Origin of the sequence: Rhizobium sp. NPDC090279, assembly GCF_044769665.1 — a bacterium.
In the GTDB taxonomy this organism is placed as follows: Bacteria; Pseudomonadota; Alphaproteobacteria; order Rhizobiales; family Rhizobiaceae; genus Rhizobium.
In genome coordinates this window covers 24,666-45,025 of record NZ_JBIVYI010000020.1, presented here as the reverse complement: position 1 = coordinate 45,025, position 20,360 = coordinate 24,666, and the positions used below count along the sequence as shown (strand labels likewise).

At 59.0% G+C, this 20,360-nt stretch carries 17 protein-coding genes and 2 pseudogenes; 7 read left to right on the top strand and 12 right to left on the bottom strand.

Annotated features, from left to right (window positions below):
* Window positions 1-115 (top strand): annotated as a pseudogene (locus ACIQWP_RS30615) (IS6 family transposase); the annotation flags it as partial.
* Between the two features lie 307 nt (window positions 116-422).
* A pseudogene (locus ACIQWP_RS30610) lies at window positions 423-933 on the top strand (IS6 family transposase).
* Window positions 934-979: 46 nt separating this feature from the next.
* Here ACIQWP_RS30610 and xylB read toward each other — a convergent pair.
* The 7 genes from xylB to ACIQWP_RS30575 all read right to left on the bottom strand — a co-directional run bounded on the left by xylB (window position 980) and on the right by ACIQWP_RS30575 (window position 10,393).
* Window positions 980-2,443, bottom strand: a complete 1,464-nt coding sequence (xylB, locus tag ACIQWP_RS30605; protein WP_402795953.1) for a xylulokinase — start codon at window positions 2,441-2,443, stop codon at window positions 980-982.
* A 27-nt stretch (window positions 2,444-2,470) separates the two neighbouring features.
* Window positions 2,471-3,949, bottom strand: a complete 1,479-nt coding sequence (locus tag ACIQWP_RS30600) for a mannitol dehydrogenase family protein (protein ID WP_402795950.1) — start codon at window positions 3,947-3,949, stop codon at window positions 2,471-2,473.
* A gap of 64 nt (window positions 3,950-4,013) precedes the next feature.
* Complete coding sequence (locus ACIQWP_RS30595) at window positions 4,014-5,039, bottom strand: ribose ABC transporter permease (RefSeq protein ID WP_402795947.1); 1,026 nt, start codon at window positions 5,037-5,039, stop codon at window positions 4,014-4,016.
* 50 nt (window positions 5,040-5,089) lie between these two features.
* Window positions 5,090-6,622, bottom strand: a complete 1,533-nt coding sequence (locus ACIQWP_RS30590; protein ID WP_402795945.1) for a sugar ABC transporter ATP-binding protein — start codon at window positions 6,620-6,622, stop codon at window positions 5,090-5,092.
* 10 nt (window positions 6,623-6,632) lie between these two features.
* The gene (locus ACIQWP_RS30585; protein ID WP_402795943.1) at window positions 6,633-8,207 is read right to left on the bottom strand and encodes a mannitol dehydrogenase family protein; all 1,575 of its coding nucleotides are present in this window, start codon (window positions 8,205-8,207) and stop codon (window positions 6,633-6,635) included.
* On the bottom strand, window positions 8,183-9,151 hold the full coding sequence (locus tag ACIQWP_RS30580; RefSeq protein ID WP_402795940.1) for an ABC transporter substrate-binding protein: 969 nt from the start codon (window positions 9,149-9,151) through the stop codon (window positions 8,183-8,185). The genes ACIQWP_RS30585 and ACIQWP_RS30580 overlap by 25 nt, the downstream gene beginning before the upstream one ends.
* A 171-nt stretch (window positions 9,152-9,322) precedes the next feature.
* Complete coding sequence (locus ACIQWP_RS30575; protein WP_402795938.1) at window positions 9,323-10,393, bottom strand: LacI family DNA-binding transcriptional regulator; 1,071 nt, start codon at window positions 10,391-10,393, stop codon at window positions 9,323-9,325.
* A 373-nt stretch (window positions 10,394-10,766) separates the two neighbouring features.
* Here ACIQWP_RS30575 and ACIQWP_RS30570 point away from each other — a divergent pair, with 373 nt between their 5' ends.
* Window positions 10,767-11,330, top strand: a complete 564-nt coding sequence (locus ACIQWP_RS30570; RefSeq protein ID WP_402795936.1) for a glucose-6-phosphate isomerase family protein — start codon at window positions 10,767-10,769, stop codon at window positions 11,328-11,330.
* A gap of 203 nt (window positions 11,331-11,533) precedes the next feature.
* The gene (locus tag ACIQWP_RS30565) at window positions 11,534-11,965 is read left to right on the top strand and encodes a MarR family winged helix-turn-helix transcriptional regulator (RefSeq protein WP_402795955.1); all 432 of its coding nucleotides are present in this window, start codon (window positions 11,534-11,536) and stop codon (window positions 11,963-11,965) included.
* A 142-nt stretch (window positions 11,966-12,107) separates the two neighbouring features.
* Here the strand turns inward: ACIQWP_RS30565 and ACIQWP_RS30560 are convergent, their stop codons facing one another.
* The 5 genes from ACIQWP_RS30560 to ACIQWP_RS30540 are packed head-to-tail and all read right to left on the bottom strand — an operon-like array spanning window position 12,108 to window position 16,499.
* Complete coding sequence (locus tag ACIQWP_RS30560; protein WP_402795933.1) at window positions 12,108-13,058, bottom strand: ROK family protein; 951 nt, start codon at window positions 13,056-13,058, stop codon at window positions 12,108-12,110.
* Window positions 13,059-13,071: 13 nt separating this feature from the next.
* Entirely contained in the window at window positions 13,072-13,773 is a 702-nt protein-coding gene (locus tag ACIQWP_RS30555; protein WP_402795932.1) for a ribulose-phosphate 3-epimerase, read from the bottom strand.
* Window positions 13,766-14,590, bottom strand: a complete 825-nt coding sequence (locus ACIQWP_RS30550) for an alpha/beta fold hydrolase (protein ID WP_402795929.1) — start codon at window positions 14,588-14,590, stop codon at window positions 13,766-13,768. Before ACIQWP_RS30550 ends, ACIQWP_RS30555 begins: the two co-directional genes overlap by 8 nt.
* The gene (locus ACIQWP_RS30545) at window positions 14,587-15,423 is read right to left on the bottom strand and encodes a sugar phosphate isomerase/epimerase family protein (protein WP_402795927.1); all 837 of its coding nucleotides are present in this window, start codon (window positions 15,421-15,423) and stop codon (window positions 14,587-14,589) included. Before ACIQWP_RS30545 ends, ACIQWP_RS30550 begins: the two co-directional genes overlap by 4 nt.
* A complete protein-coding gene (locus ACIQWP_RS30540; RefSeq protein ID WP_402795925.1) occupies window positions 15,423-16,499 on the bottom strand; it encodes a Gfo/Idh/MocA family protein in 1,077 nt (358 codons plus the stop codon). The genes ACIQWP_RS30545 and ACIQWP_RS30540 overlap by 1 nt, the downstream gene beginning before the upstream one ends.
* A gap of 82 nt (window positions 16,500-16,581) precedes the next feature.
* Between ACIQWP_RS30540 and ACIQWP_RS30535 the strand changes: the two genes are divergently transcribed.
* The 3 genes from ACIQWP_RS30535 to ACIQWP_RS30525 all read left to right on the top strand — a co-directional run bounded on the left by ACIQWP_RS30535 (window position 16,582) and on the right by ACIQWP_RS30525 (window position 20,302).
* Entirely contained in the window at window positions 16,582-18,018 is a 1,437-nt protein-coding gene (locus tag ACIQWP_RS30535) for an ROK family protein (protein ID WP_402795922.1), read from the top strand.
* Between the two features lie 139 nt (window positions 18,019-18,157).
* Window positions 18,158-18,916: an SDR family NAD(P)-dependent oxidoreductase gene (locus tag ACIQWP_RS30530; protein ID WP_402795919.1), complete on the top strand. Its 759-nt coding sequence runs from the start codon at window positions 18,158-18,160 to the stop codon at window positions 18,914-18,916.
* Window positions 18,917-18,997: 81 nt separating this feature from the next.
* Window positions 18,998-20,302: an ABC transporter substrate-binding protein gene (locus tag ACIQWP_RS30525; protein ID WP_402795917.1), complete on the top strand. Its 1,305-nt coding sequence runs from the start codon at window positions 18,998-19,000 to the stop codon at window positions 20,300-20,302.
* Window positions 20,303-20,360: the final 58 nt, after the last annotated feature.

Sequence of the window (20,360 nt, the reverse complement as noted above, 5' to 3'; positions counted from 1 at the left end):
AGCGGTCAGAAATCTCTTCGTGCCGCCACATCAGAAACGCTCAGCCCTGGCCACCCACATTCATCGCATCCGCGCAATGGCGCATTGGAAAGTCGCGACCGGCGCAACTGCATAAATTCATCGGCAAACGCCTTATCGGGGATTAAGCGAACAACGTGACATCGCCCGAACTAGAGCTGTCAGGCGAACCTTCTTTATGTATCGCTTTTGCGCCCTCCTGGGATCGCCCATCATTGTCAGTTCCAGCCTGTTTGGGGTCCGGCAAAGTACCAATCAGTAGTTGCTCAAGGCGTGCTTTGGAAATCAGCGGGGCGGATAGGCGCATGTTCAGGCTCCACTTTCAACGTTTCGATCGTGCCAATAGAAACGTGCTGGAGCAACGGTCGAGCCCGATCGTCCCCACGTAATTTCGCTCAAGGAGACTGCGGTTGAGCTCGCCGACAATCAGTTACAAGAACCATCGTTTTCCACTTCAGATCATCGCCCGTGCGGTCTGGCTGTACTTTCGGCTCCCGCCTAGCATGCGGCTGGTCGATCAAATGTTGCTGGAGCGTGGCATTGTCGCGCCTTGTGAAAAGCGAACCGGCCGCGGGGCCGCAATTTCGGGGCAGCTTACGCAAAGCAGTTGCGCAGAAGGAAGCCTTCGCAAAAGGATGTCTGGCGTTTGGATGAGGTCGTGATTTCCATCTCCAGCATCGATGCCACAAGGACTTGAACAATCGTGCGGCGAATCCGCACCTACCACCTCAATAGCGAGAACGAATGATGCAGGGGTTTCGTTCTTTCGGTGGCCTGCAACGCTTGATCTCAGTCTTTTCAGCAGCTCGAAATCTCTTCCTCGCATCGCGTCAGAAACACCCAGCCCTGGCCACCCACATTCATCGGATCCGGGCAATGGCGCAGTGGAAAGCCGTGACGGATGCAACTAACTGAATTTGCAGAAGAGCACCCTTTCAGATCTTAGCCCCGCCAGGAGGGTTTAGGCCACACCGCTTGCCCTATTCGCCACGGCTGTCACATACAGCTTTGTAAAGCGAGAATATCGGTCATCGAGTATTTCCGACATTTCCCGGTTTGGCTCAATGTGATCCGATACAGACAACGGTGGCAAATCCTCTAGCGGGAACGAGACTGCCCGCGCCAATAGAGCTGCCCCAACGGCAGCGCCGCTGGCTGCGCCGCCGTAAACTTCGATCGGGAGGTTTAGCGAAGACGCGATCAGGCGCAGCCAGAACCTGTCGCGCGTGCCGCCACCGGTTGCGCCGAGGACAGATGAGACCGAACCGCTGCGGGCGAGTGCATCGAAAGCAGCGCGCAGTGCCAGAGCAACACCATCCAGAGTGGCCGCAGCAAGATCCGCGCGTTCATTTGCTGAGGCAAGACCGGAAAATACTCCCCGCGCATGCGGGTCATTGTGCGGGGTTCTTTCACCAGCCAAATAGGGTAAAAATAGCGGCGTATCGGCCGACCAGGCCCTTGCCGCTTCCGATGCCAACTTCGCCGGCGTTTCGGAGAATATCCTTGCAAGCCATCCAAGCGCGCTCGCACCGTTCAACAGGGCAGCCATGCGGAACCATCGGCTCGGCAGTGCGTGGCTGAAGCTATGGATCATCTCAGCGGGAGAGGGCTCGTGCCGATCGCTGGTGATGAAGATTTGCGCCGACGTGCCCAGATTGATGAAGCCTTGACCCGGCCGGACCATGCGCAAACCCACGCATCCTGCTGCCGCGTCGCCCGCACCCACCACCACCGGCACCCCTTGCGGCAGACCGAAGCGCGCAGACGCGGAGGGAGATACCGCGCCGACGACCGTCGCGCTTTCGCAGAGCTTCGGCAACAGATCCGCGGAGAGATTGCACAGGCCAAGTGCTCGGTCGGACCATGATCGCGCCACCTGATCCAATAGCCATCCGCCGGACGCATCGACGACGTCGGTCGATATGTCGCCGGTGAACGCCATTCGCACATAGTCTTTGGGAAACAGAATCTTGCGCGCACGCGCTGCGACGTCCGGTTCGTTCTTTGCCAACCAGAGCCATTTCGGAGCAAGGAAACTTGGCGTCGCGGGAACGCCAAGGGAAGTCCCCAGATCGGGAGCTGCCCCATTCAAATATACGGCCTCGGCCGACGCCCGGTCGTCGTTCCAAAGAATGGCATTTCGGAGCGGGCGGTTGTCCTCACCAAGAGCGATCAGACCATGCATCTGTCCGGAAAAGCCGATCGCGAGAACGTTGCTCAATCTGGCGGGGAGTCCCTCGGCGATCTTGGCGATGCAGAAATGCGCGGCCTCGACCCAGGCATCCGGGTCCTGCTCGGACCACCCTGCCCTTGGCCTGATCGTTTCAATCATCACCTCTGACGACTTGATAAGAGATCCGTCCAGGCCGATTGCCGCGGCTTTCACCGCGGTGGTGCCGATGTCGATCCCGAGATAGCAATGCATGGAAATACTCCGAAGTGCGATCCGCGCTTACAGGCTGCCATTCGCGTAGTGGCTCAGCGTCAGGCGCGTCCCGATGCGCCAAAGCGATCGCAGGTTCTTGCCAAAAGCTTCGGCGAAGGAGCCGGACTGTGCCAGGTCGCCGTATATGTCGGATTGCGAGATCCATGCGAGCGGGTTTGTTCTCGCCGCCCTGGAGGCCGACTGCAGGATGTCCCATTTGGGATCGCTCGGCGTGAGCCGCCTGCCGGAATCCGTGGCTCCAAAGCAGTAGCGGCACCAGAGGGCCGAAACCAGGGCCAGCCCATCGACGCTTCCGCCGGCGCGAATACGATCGGCGATGACCGGGATGATGAACTTCGGTTGCCGATTGGAGCCGTCATAGGCGAGGCGTGCAATCGTATCGGCAACCTTTGGATTATGAAAGCGTTGCTGAACGCGATCTGCGTAGGAATAGAGATCGGTGTTCGGCACCGGCGGCACGGTCGGGATGATCTCATCCCGTTCGAGTTTCGCCAGGAAGGCCCCAATCTGCGGGTCCTCCATGGCCTCGTGCACGAATTGGATATCGAGCAGCTCGCCGGGATAGGCGATCGAGGCATGACCGCCATTGAGGATGCGAAGCTTCATCAGTTCATAGGGCGCGACATCCGACACGAAGGTCACGCCCACCTTCTCGAGCGCCGGCCTGCCGGCGGGGAACTTGTCCTCGAGCACCCATTGCTTGAACTCCTCGCAATAGACCGGCCATTGATCATCGATCCCGAATGTGTCCCGGCAATGCTCCACTTCCCGAGGGCTCGTCGCCGGCGTGATGCGATCGACCATCGCGTTCGGAAAGGCGACGTTTGCCTCTATCCAGTCGGCAAACTCGCCGTCGGAGAGACGCGCAAGGCCGGCAACGGAGTTCATGGCGACATGACCGTTACCCGGGATATTGTCGCAAGACAGAATGGTGAAGGGTAAAATGCCCGCGGCTCGACGGCGCCTCAGCCCGGCAAGAATGATCCCGAACACGGTCTTCGGATCGCCAGGCTGCAGCGCGTCGGCGCGAATGGCAGGATGATCCTTATCGAAGCTCCCCGATGCCGGGTTGATGAAATAGCCTCCTTCGGTGATCGTCAGCGAGACGATACGGATCGCCGGGTCGGCAAGCGTATCGATAAGCCTGACACGGTCGCTATTGGTCAGGAAGTCGATCATGACGCCAGTGACATGCGCTGCGGTCCTGCCGACATCCTGCTCGACCACTGTGGTCAGATAGTCCTGCGCCCTCAGCTTCTCCCGCATCGCACTGTCATGGGCGGTAACCCCGGCGCCGATAATCGCCCAATCGTGGGCGTGTCCGGCGTTCAACAATGCGTCGAGATAGACGGCCTGGTGCGAACGATGAAAATTGCCGACGCCGAAATGCACGATCCCGGCTGTAAGGTTCTCCCGCAAATAAGTCGGCACTGGCACCCGCGTCGAAATGACAGCCAGATTGGCAAGAGAGAGTGAGGTGGCCATTTGTCGTTCCTTCTGCCACGTTTCATAAGTTGGCAAACGCGCGCCGCCTGCACGCGTTGTTGAATTAGGTCCGGGCGTTGCCCGACATGCGCAGGCGGTCGAGCGCGACGGCACCGATAATGACCAGCCCCTTGATGATGAATTGCCAGATATCGGAAACGCCGGTGAGGATGAGGCCGTTCGAAAGCACCGCGATGATGAGCGCGCCGATCAGCGTCCCCCAGATCGAACCTACGCCACCGACAAAGCTGGTCCCACCGAGGATAACCGCCGCGATGGCGTCGAGCTCATAGGACTGGCCGAGCTGCAGGCCGTTTGCCGCATAGAGCTTTGCTGCCGACATGGCGCCGCCGAGACCGGCGAGCAGACCCGACATGCCATAAACGAAGAGCGTGATGAGCCAGACCTTGATGCCGGCAAGGCGTGACGCCTCCGGATTACCGCCGACGGCATAGATCCGCATGCCTAGAACGGTACGGCGCAAGATCAGCCAGGAGATCACAACCGTCGCCAGAGCGATAATGATCAGCCACGGAATGCCAAGGAACGTACCATTGCCGATGAAGGCAAACGGAAGGTTTGAGTTGAAAACCGTGTTATCGTTGCCGAACAGTCGTGCAAGGCCGCGGACGGATGTCATGGTGCCGAGCGTGACGATGAAGGGCGGCAGACGCATGAATGCAATCAACGCGCCATTGATAAGCCCAAGCACGATGCCGGCAACGAGCGCCACGACGATACCAATCATGCCCATGCCCGGGATGAGGGACGCCAGCATCGCCAGCATGGCTGCTGCGGCAAGCACCGCACCAACCGACAGGTCGATACCGCCGGTCAGGATGACGAAGGTCATGCCGGCCGCGAGAACCGTATTGATCGACGCCTGCTGGGCCACGATCGACAGGTTGTTCCAGGCCATGAACCGACCGTCGCTCCAGGTCAGTGTGCCGGTCTCCACATATCCGGACAGAAGCTGAAACAGAATGGCGATCAGCACAAGCGCCGGCAACATGCCGAGGGCGCGCAGCGTCGCGCTTAGAGACAGCTTGCGGGCTTGCGCCTCAGCGGCGGAAGGGTTGGTCGATGTCATGGCATCCTCCTCACTTTGCAATGCGCGCCCTGGTCGGGCGCCGCAGGTTTCTATGCCGCTTGCTGTTCTGCTGAAGTCGCAATGGCCATGATGTTTTCCTGGGTGATTTCACCGGCTGTTCCGCCGACTTCGCCGGCGACGTGACCTTCGCGCATGACGATGACGCGATCGCAGATCCCTATGATCTCCGGCAGTTCCGAAGAAATCACCGCCACGCCCACGCCCTCCCGAGCGAGCTTGTCGATCAGGCGGTAGATTTCCGATTTTGCGCCGATATCGACGCCGCGGGTAGGCTCATCGAGAATCAGGATGCGAGGCTTCGTTTCCAGCAGGCGCGAGAGCAGGACCTTTTGCTGGTTCCCGCCGGAAAGCCCGCCGACCGATGCGTCCGGCGACGAGGTGCGAATGCCGGTTGCCTGGATTGCCGCCGACGTCCGCTGGCGCCCCCTGTTACGATTGAGAAAACCGAGCAGTCGCGCGTCCCGTGAGATCACACCGAGATTGATGTTCTCCGACACCGACATGTCGAGCATCAGGCCGAGGGCTTTCCGATCCTCCGTCAGGTAGGCAATCCCGGCGTTGACGGCATCGAGCGGTGTACGGATAACGACCTCGCGGCCATCGACAGCGACCGTTCCCGACACCTTGGCGTCCGCGCCGTAGATCAGTCGCGCCAGTTCGGTTCGGCCGGCGCCGACGAGACCGGCAATGCCGAGAACCTCGCCTTCATGAATGTCGAAGGAGCAAGGTTTGACGCGGCTACCATCGCTGATGTCCTTGACCGACAGGATGGGCCGGCCACGGCTGCCATGAGCGTCGTGTTCCTTCTTGTAGAAGGATGAGAGATCGCGGCCGACCATCATGCGCACCACGGCCTCCGGCGTGATGGCATCATGCGTCAGCGTGCCGACGTAATTGCCATCGCGCAGCACGGAGACCCGGTCGGAAAGCTCATAGACTTCCTTCATGCGGTGGCTGATGTAGACGATCGCAAGGCCTTCCTGCCGGAGCTGGCGAACGAGGGCGAACAACCGCTCGGTCTCCCGCTCCGACAGGGTCGTCGTCGGCTCGTCCATGATCAGGATGCGCGAGCGGGCATGGACGGCACGCGCAATCTCCACCAGCTGCCGCTCGGCGATTGACAGGATTGAGACCTTGTCCCTGGCGGTGAAGCTCGCGCCGAGACGCCGCAGCACAGTTTCGGCGCCTGAAAACATCATCTCTCTGTTGATGAGGGCGGCACGCGAAGCCTCGCGCCCCAGATAGATATTTTCCGCAACCGTGAGGTTGGGGGCCAGCGCGAGCTCCTGATAGATGATCGAAATGCCCAGCTGCTTGGCCGCCATCGGCCCGGCGATTGCAACTTTCTTGCCGTCGATCAGGATTTCCGAGCCCGCATCCGGGATGTAGGCGCCCGCCAGGATCTTCATCAAGGTGGATTTGCCAGCTCCATTCTCGCCCATCAGCGCATGAATTTCGCCGAGCTTGAAATCAAGCGTCACGTTCGTCAGCGCCCGGTTCTGGCCGAAGCTTTTGGAAACGTTCCGCATTTCCAGAAAAGGTGCTGTCGATGTGTTGCTCATCTCTCTCGTCCTAAGCCAATAGCTGCTTGAGTGTCGCAGTCGTTCCCATCAACAGAAGCTGATCCGATATGGTTTGGAAGGCATTTACGAAGCGACCGCTTTGCCGTAGCTGCAATCCGCGGAAAGCTTCGATGTCGAGGACTCCCGTCGGATCCTCCGAGCGCAAAAGCGCCCAGTCACTCTTGCTGATATGGGGCTCGAAAATTTCATAACGCTCGCCACGATCGTCGATCCCGCGCAGGTAGCGACCAAAGCATGCGATAAGAAAAGCCTCGCGGGCAAGATCGCTGCCGTTCGCGATCAACTGCGTGATTGTCTTGCCATGGAAAACGACAATCTTTGAGGCGCCGTCGCCGCAAACCCGCAGCAACTGATCCTTGATCGCTGGGTTGGCAAAGCGTTCGATCACTTTACCGGTAAAGGCGGGGATGGAATAACCCGAAGGAGGAACAACGAGATCGCTCGCGTCGCGATCCCAGAAGGCCTGGAGCAGTTCGACGATATTCGGTTGCAGCATCCCCTCGTCAACAAAGCGCGATCCCATTAACAAGGAAGGATAGCACATCAGCATATGGGCGGCGTTGGATAGTCTGCCCTTGACGGCGACATAGGCCGCGACTTCGTCGCTAAAGACAACGCCCGCAAGCTCGAGCGGTGGTCGCCCGGCGCAGAATCGATCCTCGACAACCCAACTCGTGTAAGTTTCGCAGGTTGCCGGCACCAGATCGTCGACACCGGTCAGTTCAGCCAGGCGCAAGCGCTCGACCTCCGGCACCTGCGGCGCGATCCGGTCGACCATCGAATTCGGAAAAGCGCCATGTTGGTCGATCCAGGCGGCAAGGTCCTCATCAACGGCCTTTGCGAAGGTCACGACGCCAAGCCGAGTCGTATCGCCGTTGCGCGGAAGGTTATCGCAGGAGAGAACGGTGAAGGGCAGCAGCCCATCACTTCGGCGGCGCGCCAGGGCGGCGACGATGTAGCCAAACACGGTCTTAGGGGGACCGCCGGCCAGCTCCTCACGCACCTCAGGTGCATCGACGCGGAAATTGCCGGTCGCCTCGTCGATGTTGTAGCCGCCTTCGGTGATGGTAAGCGAGACGATACGCGTCGCAGGATCAACGAGACGCGCCAGAACCGTTTCGGGGGAATTGGGAGCATGGAGGTACTCGATCATTGCACCGACAACCTGCGTCTGACGCGGGTTGGGCGAAGTCAACTCGGTAACGGTATAAAGATTGTCCTGCTGGCGATAAGCGTCGGCCTTCGCCGAAGCCGCCAACCCGTCCGTCAAACCAACACCCGTTATTGCCCATCCCTCATTGCCGGGATGATGCAGGCACGCCTCGATCGCAAGTGCCTGATGAACGCGATGAAAGTTTCCGACGCCAAAGTGAACAATACCGGTCCGCAGAAGGCTACGATCATAGCCTGGCGTTGTCACATTCGGGCCGAGAGACCGCAGGGTTGCTTGGCTGAGCTTCGTCATGTCCAGATCTTTTCCAATATTGAAGGTGCCCTCCCCGGCGACCGGGGAGGGTTCTGCTCGTGATTTGAGAAGGCTCAATCTTCGTGCTTGAAGTTCCATCCCTTGTACTCGCCGACATTCTCGCGAGTAACCAAGGTCGACGGGATCAGGATGACCGGCTTGGCGGGCTTCTTGCCGTTGATGAGGTCAAGGGCCGTTTCGACCGACACCTTCGGAATAGCATAAAAGTCCTGGCTTGCCGAAGCCTTGATCATGTCAAAGTTCGGATCCTTCAGGGCAGCTTCGATGTCAGGCGAGCCGTCGACCGAGGTGATGAAGAAGTCGCTGCGACCAGCCTGTTTGGCGGCCAGCGCCGTGCCGATCGCCTGCGGATCGTTGATCGTGAACACGGCATCGATCTTCGGGAAGCGGGTCAGGTAGCCCTGCGCTACGGCCATGCCGCCGTCGCGCGAGCCCTTGCCGTCCTGATCGTCGGACAGGATCTTGATGCCAGCAGCCTTTCCGAGTGCTTCCTTGCATCCATTGACGCGATCGATCACGGACGAGACCTGTGGCCCATTCTGGATGATGACGTTGCCTTTGCCCTGCAACTTGTCAACGATGTATTGGCAAGCGACCCGGCCAGCCATGACGTTGTCGGTCGTGATGGACGCATCGGCGCCCTCAGCCGTCGTGTCGAAGGCCACAACCGGAATACCGGCGGCCTGTGCCTTCTTGATCGCCGGCGAAATCGCCTTCGGATCGCCCGGGTTCAGCAGAATGAAGTCGACGCCAGCCGCAATGAAGTTGTCGATCTGGTTGACCTGCTTGCCGAGGTCGTAGTCGTAGCCGACCGTCGTCACCTGCGCGTTTGGATTGGCCTTCTTGATCAGCCGCGTCGCCGTGTTGGAAATAATGACAAAACCCGGGTTGCCAAGCGATCCAACGGAGATGCCGACGCTCTTAACCTCTTTGGCTGCTGCTGGAGCTGCTGCTCCCAATGCAAGGGCAACGCCAGCAAACACGGCTCCGGCCAGGAGACGCTTCGTTCTCATCAAAATCATAGTATCCTCCCTAGTGAGATCGATCTCACTAGGCGAAAATGACTCAAACAGGCGTCTGTGTCAATAGAGATCGATCTCTTTTTGGGATTTGCGAGGCGACCGAACCCAAAGACGCATCCGATCAAGATCGGATTTCGCCTCGGCATTTCGGCGATAGTGGGCGGAAGAAATCTATTTTTTCAAAAGGTTGGCAACCGAGAAGCGGTCGATTAGTTGAGTCGGCAGCTCGATGCTTGCTGGCTTGCCGTCGCCTTTCATTTCACGAATGAGAGCCGTGACTGCGGCATATCCGAGTTCGTACACCGGGCGCCGGATCACTGAGACGGCAGGTGCTATAACCTTTGCCCATGGCGTATCGTCGAAACTGACCAATGAGACATCGCTGCCAATCGAAAGACCGAGCTCCCCGCAGGCTGCCAAAACGCCCAAGGCCATCTCTTCGTTGGTGGCAAGAATGGCCGTCGGGCGCGGGCGTTGAGCGAGAAGCTCCAGGGCCGCTTCACGGCTAGCCCCCAATTCGCTGCGACTATACCGGATGACAGGCGCTGGGACCGCCTTCCCGGAGACCGCATCCAATGCGCCGGCGACGCGATCAAGCACTGTGGATACGACGCCCTTCGGCTGTGCCGTTTCGGTTCCATGTGCAGCGGCAGTCGCGAACAGAAGCCCGATATGCACATGGCCACGCTCGAGGAAGAGATCCACAGCCGCCCTCGCACCGGAACGGTCGTCAGTGCAGGCAGTGACTGCGTCGAAGCCTTCTACGCGACGATCAAGCAGCACGAGAGGCTTTGCCAGATCCGATTCGAGTACGAGGTGGTCATACTTGGTCCGCGACGACGGAACGACGATGAGCCCGTCTACGCGCTTTTCCAACAACACTCGGACTGCATCGATTTCCTTGGTGAGATCGTCATCGGTATTGAGGACCAGGGTCTGATAGCCAGCCTGGCCGGCCGTATCTATGATGGCCCTCGTGGCATAGCTGAAGAACGAGTTGCTGATATCGGCGACGACGATACCGATTGTCCGCGTGCTGCCCGCCCGCATGGCGCGGGCGACAACGTTGGCGCTGTAGTTCAGCTCACGGGCAGCGGCGGCAACCCGCTCTCTCGTCTCCTCATTGACAAGGCCGTACCCGCCGAGAGCACGGGCAGCGGTGGCGCGCGAAACCTCGGCACGCCGCGCGACATCGATAAGGCGGGCGGGCCTATCTCCACCAGTTTTTCCGTTTTTTTCCACGCTATCCGACACCATTACGACCCAAAAGCTGCATTCCTGCACCGGTTCTAACCGTTTAATACGGAGCCCGCCAGTGGGCGCTTGGAGGCAATGAACGAGCTCATCACCGAGAGGACGAAGCGTGGTAGAGCGGTTTTTGCTCGCCGATTATGCCTCGCCGAACATCGTTGAACAAAACGATTCTTCGACAACAACATTGACTATGAGACCGATCTCAGCAAGATTTATCTAGCGCCGGAGAGACCGTTCGCAGGCTAAATGTTGGAGTGCATTTCTTCTCCTGCAGCAAAGTCAACCGAACACATTCGACTCCTGCCGGCAAAAGATTGTCATTCAGGGCTTAGTCTTAGGCCAAGATTTCAAGGAATTGCAGATGCTTTTGCCCGAAGGAGTGCTCATCAATGGTCAAACCGGAAGCGTTTCGCCGGAGACCGGCCGTTACACGAAGCGTTTGAGCGACCTGCGGCAGATCTTTCAGGATCGGGCCGCGTTGGAGACGATCGTGTCCGAGCGCAACGATCCGGTCGTCTACGAAGTTGTCGAGTACAAGAAGGACGGCGGCGACCTCTTCTTCGGCACCACCACGATGGAGCCCGGAACGGTCGGCGAGGAATTCTTCATGACCCGGGGCCACTTTCATGAGAGGCGCGACATGGGCGAGATCTACTACACCCAGAGCGGCCACGGTGTGCTCCTGCTGGAATCGAGAGACGGACAAAGCGAGATCGTGCGCATGGATCCAGGTGTCTGCGCCTTCATCCCACCCGATTGGGCGCATCGCTCCATCAATACCGGCGTGGAAAAGCTCGTCTTTGTTTGGGCCTGCAACGTCGAAGCAGGCCATGACTATGGGGATATTCTCGAACGCGGCATGCGGAAGCTCGTGATCCGCAGAGACGGACAGGAAGAGATCATCGACAATCTGCGCTTTGCGTGAGCCCGCAGAGGGTTTGCTAAAGACACAAACTAATATTCACTTCCCCTTATTGGGCGTACCCCCCGAAAATTGGCTTTTGACGCCGACGCCCGCAGCGATACGGCGCTAGTCGAGACGGTCGACAATTGCCTTCACTTGGCAGACAAGCTGTGCGAGTCTAAAGGATAAGTGCAACTTTTTTGAACAGCTTATATGGTCCCGGGATGAGTCGAAAAGCAGATGTAGAGACGGCTGTGGCAGAGCTATTGCCTGTTGTAGGTCAGTTTCAACGGCGTTTACGGGCTGTTTCGAACACGCGCGAATTGTCATGGACACAGGTTGCGATAATGGGACGCCTCGAGCAGGTCGGCGCGATGACGATTGCTGACCTCGCGCGCGCCGAAGCCGTCAAACCTCAGTCAATGGGGATGACGTTGGCCGCGATGGAGGAAGAAGGGTTGGTCGAACGTCGGCCGGATCCCAATGACGGGCGCCAGATTCTCTTTGGGTTGACCGAGGAGGGCCTGGATACTCGCAAACAGGTCAAGCTCGCAAAACACGAATGGCTGGTGGCTGCAGTCGCAAAGTTGTCCCAATCGGAGCAAGAGACCTTGGTTGCAGCAGTTGACCTCCTGCGCCGCCTCGAAAGTTTGTAAACCAGCTTGACTTTGCCGTGGAGTCAGGCGGTGACATGGCCGACAACTAGTTTGCGGGCACGCGAAAACGCATTGCTCGTGCCGCTCAATCGCCCGGACTCCGCAGCCCGCGGGACAAAACAGATCGGAGTTCCATCCACGTTTACGTCGAACGCTGCGCGAGAAACGCTAGTGCGGCCGCACCGACCAAACCAGAGTTTTGCCCAAGTGCGGAACGCACGACCTTTACGTCGCGAAACGCAGGCATTGCCCATCGCGCCATGTAGGCTTGAATACCCGGCCGCAAACGCTCGAACTGATGGGACAGGCCACCACCCATGATGACGATCTCCGGGCTGAAGATATGAAGCAGATTGGTAAAGCCACGGCCGAGGATTTCGGCCTCCTCATCAACAAGCCTATTGGCAAGCGGGTCGCCAGTGGCTGCGGCGGCAAAGACGCTACGGCTATCGAGGGTTTCGCCATCTATCGATAGCGAGGTTTTGCTATATTCCACAACCCTTGCTCGCGCCCGTTTGGCAAAGGCCGTGCCCGAGGCATAAGCTTCGAAACAGCCCTTGTTGCCGCAAGGGCAGAGTTCTCCATCCGGCACGATGGACATATGACCGACATGGCCGGCCATTCCCTTGCGGCCACGCACGACGCGGCCATCCGCGATTGCACCCCCACCAATGCCCGTGCTGACGGTGACATAGACAAGGTTTGCCACGCCACGACCGGCGCCGAACTGCCACTCGCCGATTGCCGCAGCGATTCCGTCATTTTCAAGTTTGACGGGGAGTCGGAGACGCTTCTGCAACTCCTCCTGCAAGGGATAGTTCGAGAAGCCGCGCAATGTCGGTATGTCGAGTGCGGTTCCCGTGTTTGTATCAAGCGGGCCAGGTGCTGATACGCCGATTCCAACTATGGCCGCGGGATCGCAGACCGAAAGAAATTTGTCCGCAAGCACGCGTATTTGGTCGAGCACCCGATCGGGACCAGCTTCTGCGTCGGTACGCTCCTCCGAACGTTGATAGATGTTGCCGCGCTCATCCACCAAGGCGGCGCGGACCTGCGTCCCACCCAAATCAATTCCGATCGCGAACCGGCTCACTCGTTACCTCATATCAAAGCGCATGAAGCCACGCCATCCTCTGCTGCAGCGAGGGGGCGTTGAAGGCCAGCGAGCCGAGGACAACAGTCTCGGCACCGGCCTGGCGAAGGAGCGGAACCGTATGTTCGCGGATACCGCCATCTGCGGCGAGAACGATCCTGTGCCTAGCACTGCAGCCATCGATGAGTCGCTTGGCCTGCTGCAGCCGCTCGCCTGCCCGCTCGTCCAGCCCCTGCCCCTTGACACCGATCGCCGTTCCGAGAAGCGTCAGGAAATCGAGGCGCGCGACGTATTTCTCCACCCGAGAGACGGGCGTTTCGACCTTGAGCACTATGCCGGTAGCAATGCCGCGCCGATCCAGCAGATCCAGCGCGGCATCCGCGACGGCCTCGTTTTCGAGATGGATGCTGATCAGATCGCTGCCCGCATCGGCAAACTGTTCGATCTGCGGCAGAAGGATATCGTCGGCCACCATGAGGTGAACATGGATCGGGCGCTTGGAGACCTTTCTCACGCCGGCGACCAGATCGGGGAAGAACAACATGGCCGGAGCGAAGTGACCATCGGCGACATCGATATGAAGGACATCGACATGGGGATCGACGCGCGCGAGATCATCGGCCAAGTGGACCAGATCGGCTGACCAGACGGAGAATTCTCCGATCAGTCGATCGCGGGGAAGATCGGCAATCCAGTTCTTGGAAGGATCAGTCATTAGCTTTTAGGTCCTTGAGAAAAGCGCCCATCGCCCTGCGAAAATCGGCCTGATGTTGGGAACGGCTTTCAGCCTTGGATGTAATTTTCACGAAGCGCGCGCCTGAAATTCTTTCCGCGAGACCCTCGGCATAGGCTATCGGATGGATGGGATCGCGATCATTTCCGATGATCAGTGTCGGCATCGATATCTGGCGCACCTCAGCATCAGTGACACCGGGCCCGTCATTGGAAATCGCCGTCAAAAGCGCTGCCGTGATATTGTGGGGGGGGCGCGAAAAAAAGCCGAGCAGCGAGTTAAGATTGTCAGGGCCTTCGATAGCCAGCCGCCGACCGATGCTGCCGCCAAGGAACGCCTCTTTGCCCTCCTCCAGCGGCATCTCGCGCAAGAGACGCCCGACCTCCGCATTGGGAGCCATATTCTCCGGGGCGGATTGGGTCAGCCATGCTGGCCGGGAAAGGATGAGCGCACGCACCAGATTTGGGCGCGTGACTGCCAGACGCAGTGAGATTGCTGCGCCCATGGAGATGCCACCGAGCACGACCGGCGCGGCGATCTGCTTCTCGATGTAGGATGCTACATCGTCAGCAAAGGTGGCGATAGAGAAACAACCCGGGTCGCCGGCCTCGGATCGGCCATGGCCTCTTGCCTCGATTGATATGCGGCGAAAGCCAGTGTCGGCCGGAAAGGCTTCTTCCGCTGCTTGGTTCGCATCACCCAACAAGCCATGGTGGAAGACTACTGGCGGACCCTCCCCGGACATTTCGACATTCATAAGGGTGCCGTCGCTCGTCCGAAACATTGCTATCTCACTCATCGCTTTTCTCCTGTCGCAACGATGCCCTGTAGAAAGGCTGCCACACCGGCCGCTTCTGCCGCCGCGAGACCATGGGTCACCAGACTGCCATCGAAACCAACAGCTTTTAGCCTGCCGAGATAGTGGGGATAATCGAGAACGCCCTTGCCGGCGGTTGCAAAACTGCCATCCGGATTGCGATCCTTCGCATGGGCCATGACGATGTGATCGGCCAGGAGATCGATGGCTGATGATACGATGCTGCGCTGCTCGTCCAACGGGGCAACCTCGAAGAGATTGGCCGGATCGATCACGACCTTCAGTCTCGGGCTCTTGAGTTCGGCAATCAGGCGATGTGCCTTTTGCGCGGAGTTGATGACATTGGCCAATTCCGGCTCGATGCCGAGATCGACATCGTATCGCTCGGCGATCTCGATGGCGATTTCCATGGCTTCAAGCAGATCCCGCCACGCATCGGGCAGATCGTTGCCGGAATGCGCCCGCCATTGATCAAGGGGGTCGCGCGTGCCGGTGCATAGCGTGATCAGCCCCGTCGACATCGTGGCGCAATGCTTGGCAAGCTCTTCCAGCCTGAGATGTCCGGCCTCGCGCACGGCGATATCGGGATGGATCATGTTATAGGTGCCGGAGACGGCGACGATCTCGACCCCGGCTCCCTTGGCACCGGCGGCGACTGCGGCCGCCTGCTCTGCGCCGATCGTATCGGGCATCGGCGCCAGACCGGAGCAAGCCATGTTGTATTGCGCTGAGGCGAAGCCTGCATCGGCAACGGATCTGAGGACGGCTGCGGGGTCTGATCCATCGAAGGTCTTGGCGAAGATGCCGAGCTTCATCACACACCGCCCGTCACGTCGGCCAGTGCGACGGCCTTGCCGCGTTCGACGGAGCGGGCGATGGCGACCATCGCCTGCACCGAGGCGAGACCGTCATCAATATCGGCGCCTTCCATCGCCGCGCCGTCGAGAATGGTGCGGGCAAAGCCCTCCACCTGCCGGCGATAGAAATGGCCGTCGGCGCCGAGCACACGATGCGTCATGCCGTCGGCCTCGCGGAAGATGTCGACCTCACTCGTCTTGTAGTACCAGGGATTATAGGTCTTGCCGAGGATGCTGCCGTTTTTGCCGTAGATCTGGAAGCCTTCGTGCCAGTCCATCCGCACCTGCACGGTGAGATCGAGATGACCGAGCGTGCCGGAGGCGAATTCGACATCGACGAACCAGCACCAGATGCCGGCGCGCTCCGACAGGCGGGCATGCACCGAGACGATGTCGCCGGCGAAATAGCGGGCCGTGTCGATCAGGTGGCAGCCATGCGCCAGCATGTAGTAGCGACGCAGATCCGCCTTCGGATTGGTTGACGGCTTACGTGCGTTGGCGCTGGTGACGATCAATGGCTGCACGGCGTCGGTCATCGGGTAGCGATGGGTGCTGTCGCAATACCAGGCCTTGAGCGCGACCATCTCGCCCATCTCCTCGCGGATGAAGCCCTTGGCCGCCTGCAGCCCGGCATCGAACCGCTTCATATGGCCGACCTGGAAGGTCTTGCCCGATCGCTCAACGGCAGCCTTCAGTTCCAGGCACTCTTCGACCGTCACCCCGACCGGCTTTTCGCAAAGCACATGCTTGCCGGCTTCCAGCGCCTTGATCGAGGCGGGCACGTGGAAGGCATCCGCCGTCGCGATGATGACGGCGTCAATATCCGGATCGGCCAGCATCCGGTCGTAATCGGCGTAGGTCTTTTCGGCCCCATGGGTGATCGCCATCCTCTCGCGCAGATCGTCGGCGACATCGCAAATGGCGTAGAGGTCTGCGTTGACAGCCTTGGTGCAACTTTCAAAATGCGCCGCCTGGGCAATCTGGCCCGCGCCGAGCACGCCGATGCGAAGACGTCGTTCATTCTTGGCTGGCATCGATAACTCCTTCACCTTCAGTTTATTCAGCTATGCTCATCAATGATTCGGATAGATCGTCTCGCCAGATCCCGTGCAGGCAGTGAACATCAAGGCAGCCGCTGTTACCCTACGGCAAAATGCTTGGGCACCAACGTTCGCGCCGCGCTTTCGCTCTACGTGGCTTCGCTTCGGCATGCTGGCGGCTCCTCACCTGCGGTTAACACAGCGCCGTGGCTTTCTAACATTTTTTTTACAAAAAAAACAAAATCTTTTTTGTCGCATGATGATATCATGTGCTGATATAGCTTGCGGCAATTTTGAAATTGATGGTGAGACCGTGGCAGACCAGACGATTGCGAAATATCTCAACGAGTTGACTATCTTGACCATGCTGCGGGTTCAGGGACAGGCCAGCCGGATCGAAATCGCGCGCCACCTCTCCGTCACGCCCGCCACCATCACCCGATTGGTCAACAACCTCATCGAGCGAGGGCTTGTCCAAGATGTCGAGTTGGCCAATGCAGATCGCCAGACCGCCAGAGAACCAGGTAGGCCGGCGACCAATGTCGCCCTGAATGCCGCCGGTGCGTTCTTCTTCGGCGTAGAAGTCGGTGTAGAGATAATTCGCTTTGCGCTCGTCGATCTGGCCGCCAATGTGGTCCAAACAATAGAGAGGCCGTTCCACAATCAGATGTCTCCCGAACGGGTCGCAAGCGAGATTGGCCGGCAAGTCAACAAACTCAAAAAGAACCCGATCTATAGTGATAATCTCAAGGGTGTCGGCATAGCTTTTCCCGGCATCGTCCGATCTGACGGCTTTGTTGTGAACTTGCCTCTCGTCGGATGGCGCAACGTCGATTTTCCCAACCTTCTCTCTCAGCACATCGACCTACCGTTCTTCATCGAGAACGATGCCAACGCCGGAGCCTTCGGCTGCGTCTACAACGATCCTTCACTGCCCAATGCGTGCAACCTCTTTCTGAAGCTCGACGTGGGTTGCGGCGGAGCCGCTATCGTCGACGGCAGGCTGCTGAGAGGAGCAAACGGTACAGCGGGTGAATTTGGCCACCTAAGACTTTCGGATGACGGCCCATTGTGCGGATGCGGAAACCGAGGCTGCCTGGAAAGCAAAATCGGGCTTGGCGCCATAGCGCGGCAATTCCTGGGGGTGCATGATCTCTCCAACATCGAGCTGGCGCACCTGCCCGAGAGGATCGTCGAAGCTGCCCGCAACGGCGACATCCGGGCCTTGGAGACGATGGATTCATTCACTCATTGGCTCGCTCTAGGCCTGGTCTCGCTCGTCAATCTCTACAATCCGAGCATCATTTTCTTGGGTGGCCCGGTGGCGAAACTCGCGCAAGCGGCTGTCGACAGGATTTCGCAGCGCGTGCGCGACGGCGTCGTCAGCGGCATCCCTGCCCCAACTTTGATGTTCTCCGCTCTCGACGCTTTCGAGGGCGCGATCGGCGCCGCTTCGATCGCACATCATCATACGTTCGACATCTCACGGGTTGGCGTAATTGGTGCCCGGTAAGCCAAAAATTCCTGCAACTCTTTCGTTCTCGTTATTTTTTTTTAGAAAATAAATATTGCAGCTTCGTTTTTGTCGTGTCATACGAGATGAACGCCCGCTGGGATCGGGTGTGACGTCTAAGTCCAGGAGGAGCATTAAGATGAGCTATTTGAACAAGCTGGATTTACACGGCAAGCGAGCAATCGTCACCGGGGGCGCCGCGGGAATTGGCGCGTCCTGCGTCGATGCTTTGCTCGAGGCCGGTGCCAGCGTGGTCATCGCCGACGTCAATCCCGAGAACCTTCGCTCAGCCTCGGACAGACTTCACGGTCGATCTGTGACATTCGAGCAGTTGGACGTTACCGACCGCGCAGCGGTCAATTCGCTGGCCGATCGTCTCGGTGCCCTGGATATTCTTGTCAACAATGCCGGCATCGGCCGGCAGGCACCGGCCGAGGAAATCTCCGCCGACGAATGGAACAAGGTGATCGACGTCAATCTGAATGCTGTCTTTTGGTGCGCCCAAGCGTTCGGACGACACATGATCCAAAGCAGGAGGGGATCGATCGTCAATATCGGTTCGATGTCCGGCGATATCGTCACACGCCCCCAAAAGAACGTGCACTACAACGCCTCCAAGGCAGGCGTTCACCACATCACGCGGTCACTTGCCGCCGAATGGGGGGAATACGGCGTACGCGTCAATGCCGTCGCGCCGGGTTTCGTCGAAACTCCCATGAATTCCTATGCCCTCAGGAGCGACACGGCCACCACGGCCATCTGGCTTTCAAACACGCCGTCCGGACGCATCGGCAGAACGGATGAGGTCGCATCGGTGGTCCTGTTTCTGGCGTCGGATGCTTCCAGCCTGTTGACCGGAAGCATCGTCACTGCCGACGGCGGGTACACGGCTTGGTAGCAAACGCGATGCAGCCGCCCAAACGGCGGCGCTCGTAACAGCATACAGATCAGAGAGCTTCATTTAAAGGAGGAGGATAAAATGAAGAATGTACTTGTATCCACAATGGCAATGGCTGCTGCGGTTCTAGCGAGCTCCGCATCGGCAGAAACGTTGACGATCGCCACGGTGAACAATGGCGATATGATCCGCATGCAGAAGCTGACGGATGACTTCACCAAGGCCAACCCGGACATCACGCTCAATTGGGTTACGCTCGAAGAAAACATTCTTCGCCAGAAGGTTACGGTCGACATTGCGACCAAAGCGGGCCAATACGACATTCTGACGATTGGAACTTACGAGGTTCCGCTCTGGGCCAAGCAAGGCTGGCTGGTTTCACTCGATGATCTCGGCGCAGACTATGACATCGACGACCTCATTCCGGCAATCCGCACCGCCACGAGCTACGAAGGCAAGCTGTACGCGTCCCCGTTCTACGGTGAGTCCTCGCTGCTGATGTATCGCAAGGACCTGTTCGACAAGGCGGGCCTGAAGATGCCCGAGAAGCCGGATTGGGACTTCGTCGCATCCGCTGCCCGCAAGCTTACCGATCGCAGCGCCGACATCAGCGGCATCTGCCTTCGCGGCAAGGCCGGCTGGGGCGAGAACATGGCCATCATCAACTCGCTGGCCAACTCGTTCGGCGTGAAGTGGTTTGACGAGAAATATAAATCGCAGTTCGGCACGAAAGGCTGGCACGACGTGCTGGAGTTTTATGTCAAGCTAATGAAGGACGCAGGCCCGGTCGGCGTGTCATCGAACGGCTTCAATGAATCGCTTGCCTTGTTCCAGCAGGGAAAATGCGCGATGTGGGTCGATGCGTCTGTTGCGGCTTCCTTCATCTCGGACCCCAAGCAATCGAAGGTGGCGGACAAGGTCGGCTTCGCCATTGCTCCAGACCAGGCCGGCTCTGGCGACCACGGCAATTGGCTTTGGGCATGGAACCTTGCGATCCCGACCGGCTCGCAGAAGGTTGAAGCCGCCAAGAAGTTCATCGCATGGGCGACCGGCAAACATTACATCGAGCTGGTGGCACAGAAGGAGGGGTGGGCGAATGTTCCTCCTGGCACCCGCCAGTCGCTCTACAAGAACCCGGAATATCTGAAAGAGGCACCCTTCGCGAAGATGACCCTCGATGCGATGCTATCGGCCGGAGAAAACAAGCCCAAGGCCCAGTACAGCTACTGGCAGTATCTGATCCTGCCTGAATATCAGGGCGTCGGCACCGCCGTCGGCCAGCTCGTCTCGGGAGCTGTCTCAGGCAACATGACCGTCGAGGCTGCGCTCAAGCAGGCTCAGCAGGTAACCGACCGCGAAATGGCGAAGGCCGGCTACCAGAAATAACCTCTCTCAGAGGCGGAGGCCATCTGGTCTCCCTGCAGCGGCTCCTCCCATCGCCCTA

Excerpts from the sequence above, each read along its gene's own strand:
- xylB (WP_402795953.1), bottom strand. The coding sequence starts at position 2,443 with ATGCATTGCTATCTCGGGATCGACATCGGCACCACCGCGGTGAAAGCC.
- ACIQWP_RS30600 (WP_402795950.1), bottom strand. The coding sequence starts at position 3,949 with ATGGCCACCTCACTCTCTCTTGCCAATCTGGCTGTCATTTCGACGCGG.
- ACIQWP_RS30595 (WP_402795947.1), bottom strand. The coding sequence starts at position 5,039 with ATGACATCGACCAACCCTTCCGCCGCTGAGGCGCAAGCCCGCAAGCTG.
- ACIQWP_RS30590 (WP_402795945.1), bottom strand. The coding sequence starts at position 6,622 with ATGAGCAACACATCGACAGCACCTTTTCTGGAAATGCGGAACGTTTCC.
- ACIQWP_RS30585 (WP_402795943.1), bottom strand. The coding sequence starts at position 8,207 with ATGGAACTTCAAGCACGAAGATTGAGCCTTCTCAAATCACGAGCAGAA.
- ACIQWP_RS30580 (WP_402795940.1), bottom strand. The coding sequence starts at position 9,151 with ATGATTTTGATGAGAACGAAGCGTCTCCTGGCCGGAGCCGTGTTTGCT.
- ACIQWP_RS30570 (WP_402795936.1), top strand. The coding sequence starts at position 10,767 with ATGCTTTTGCCCGAAGGAGTGCTCATCAATGGTCAAACCGGAAGCGTT.
- ACIQWP_RS30565 (WP_402795955.1), top strand. The coding sequence starts at position 11,534 with ATGAGTCGAAAAGCAGATGTAGAGACGGCTGTGGCAGAGCTATTGCCT.
- ACIQWP_RS30555 (WP_402795932.1), bottom strand. The coding sequence starts at position 13,773 with ATGACTGATCCTTCCAAGAACTGGATTGCCGATCTTCCCCGCGATCGA.
- ACIQWP_RS30550 (WP_402795929.1), bottom strand. The coding sequence starts at position 14,590 with ATGAGTGAGATAGCAATGTTTCGGACGAGCGACGGCACCCTTATGAAT.
- ACIQWP_RS30545 (WP_402795927.1), bottom strand. The coding sequence starts at position 15,423 with ATGAAGCTCGGCATCTTCGCCAAGACCTTCGATGGATCAGACCCCGCA.
- ACIQWP_RS30540 (WP_402795925.1), bottom strand. The coding sequence starts at position 16,499 with ATGCCAGCCAAGAATGAACGACGTCTTCGCATCGGCGTGCTCGGCGCG.
- ACIQWP_RS30530 (WP_402795919.1), top strand. The coding sequence starts at position 18,158 with ATGAGCTATTTGAACAAGCTGGATTTACACGGCAAGCGAGCAATCGTC.
- ACIQWP_RS30525 (WP_402795917.1), top strand. The coding sequence starts at position 18,998 with ATGAAGAATGTACTTGTATCCACAATGGCAATGGCTGCTGCGGTTCTA.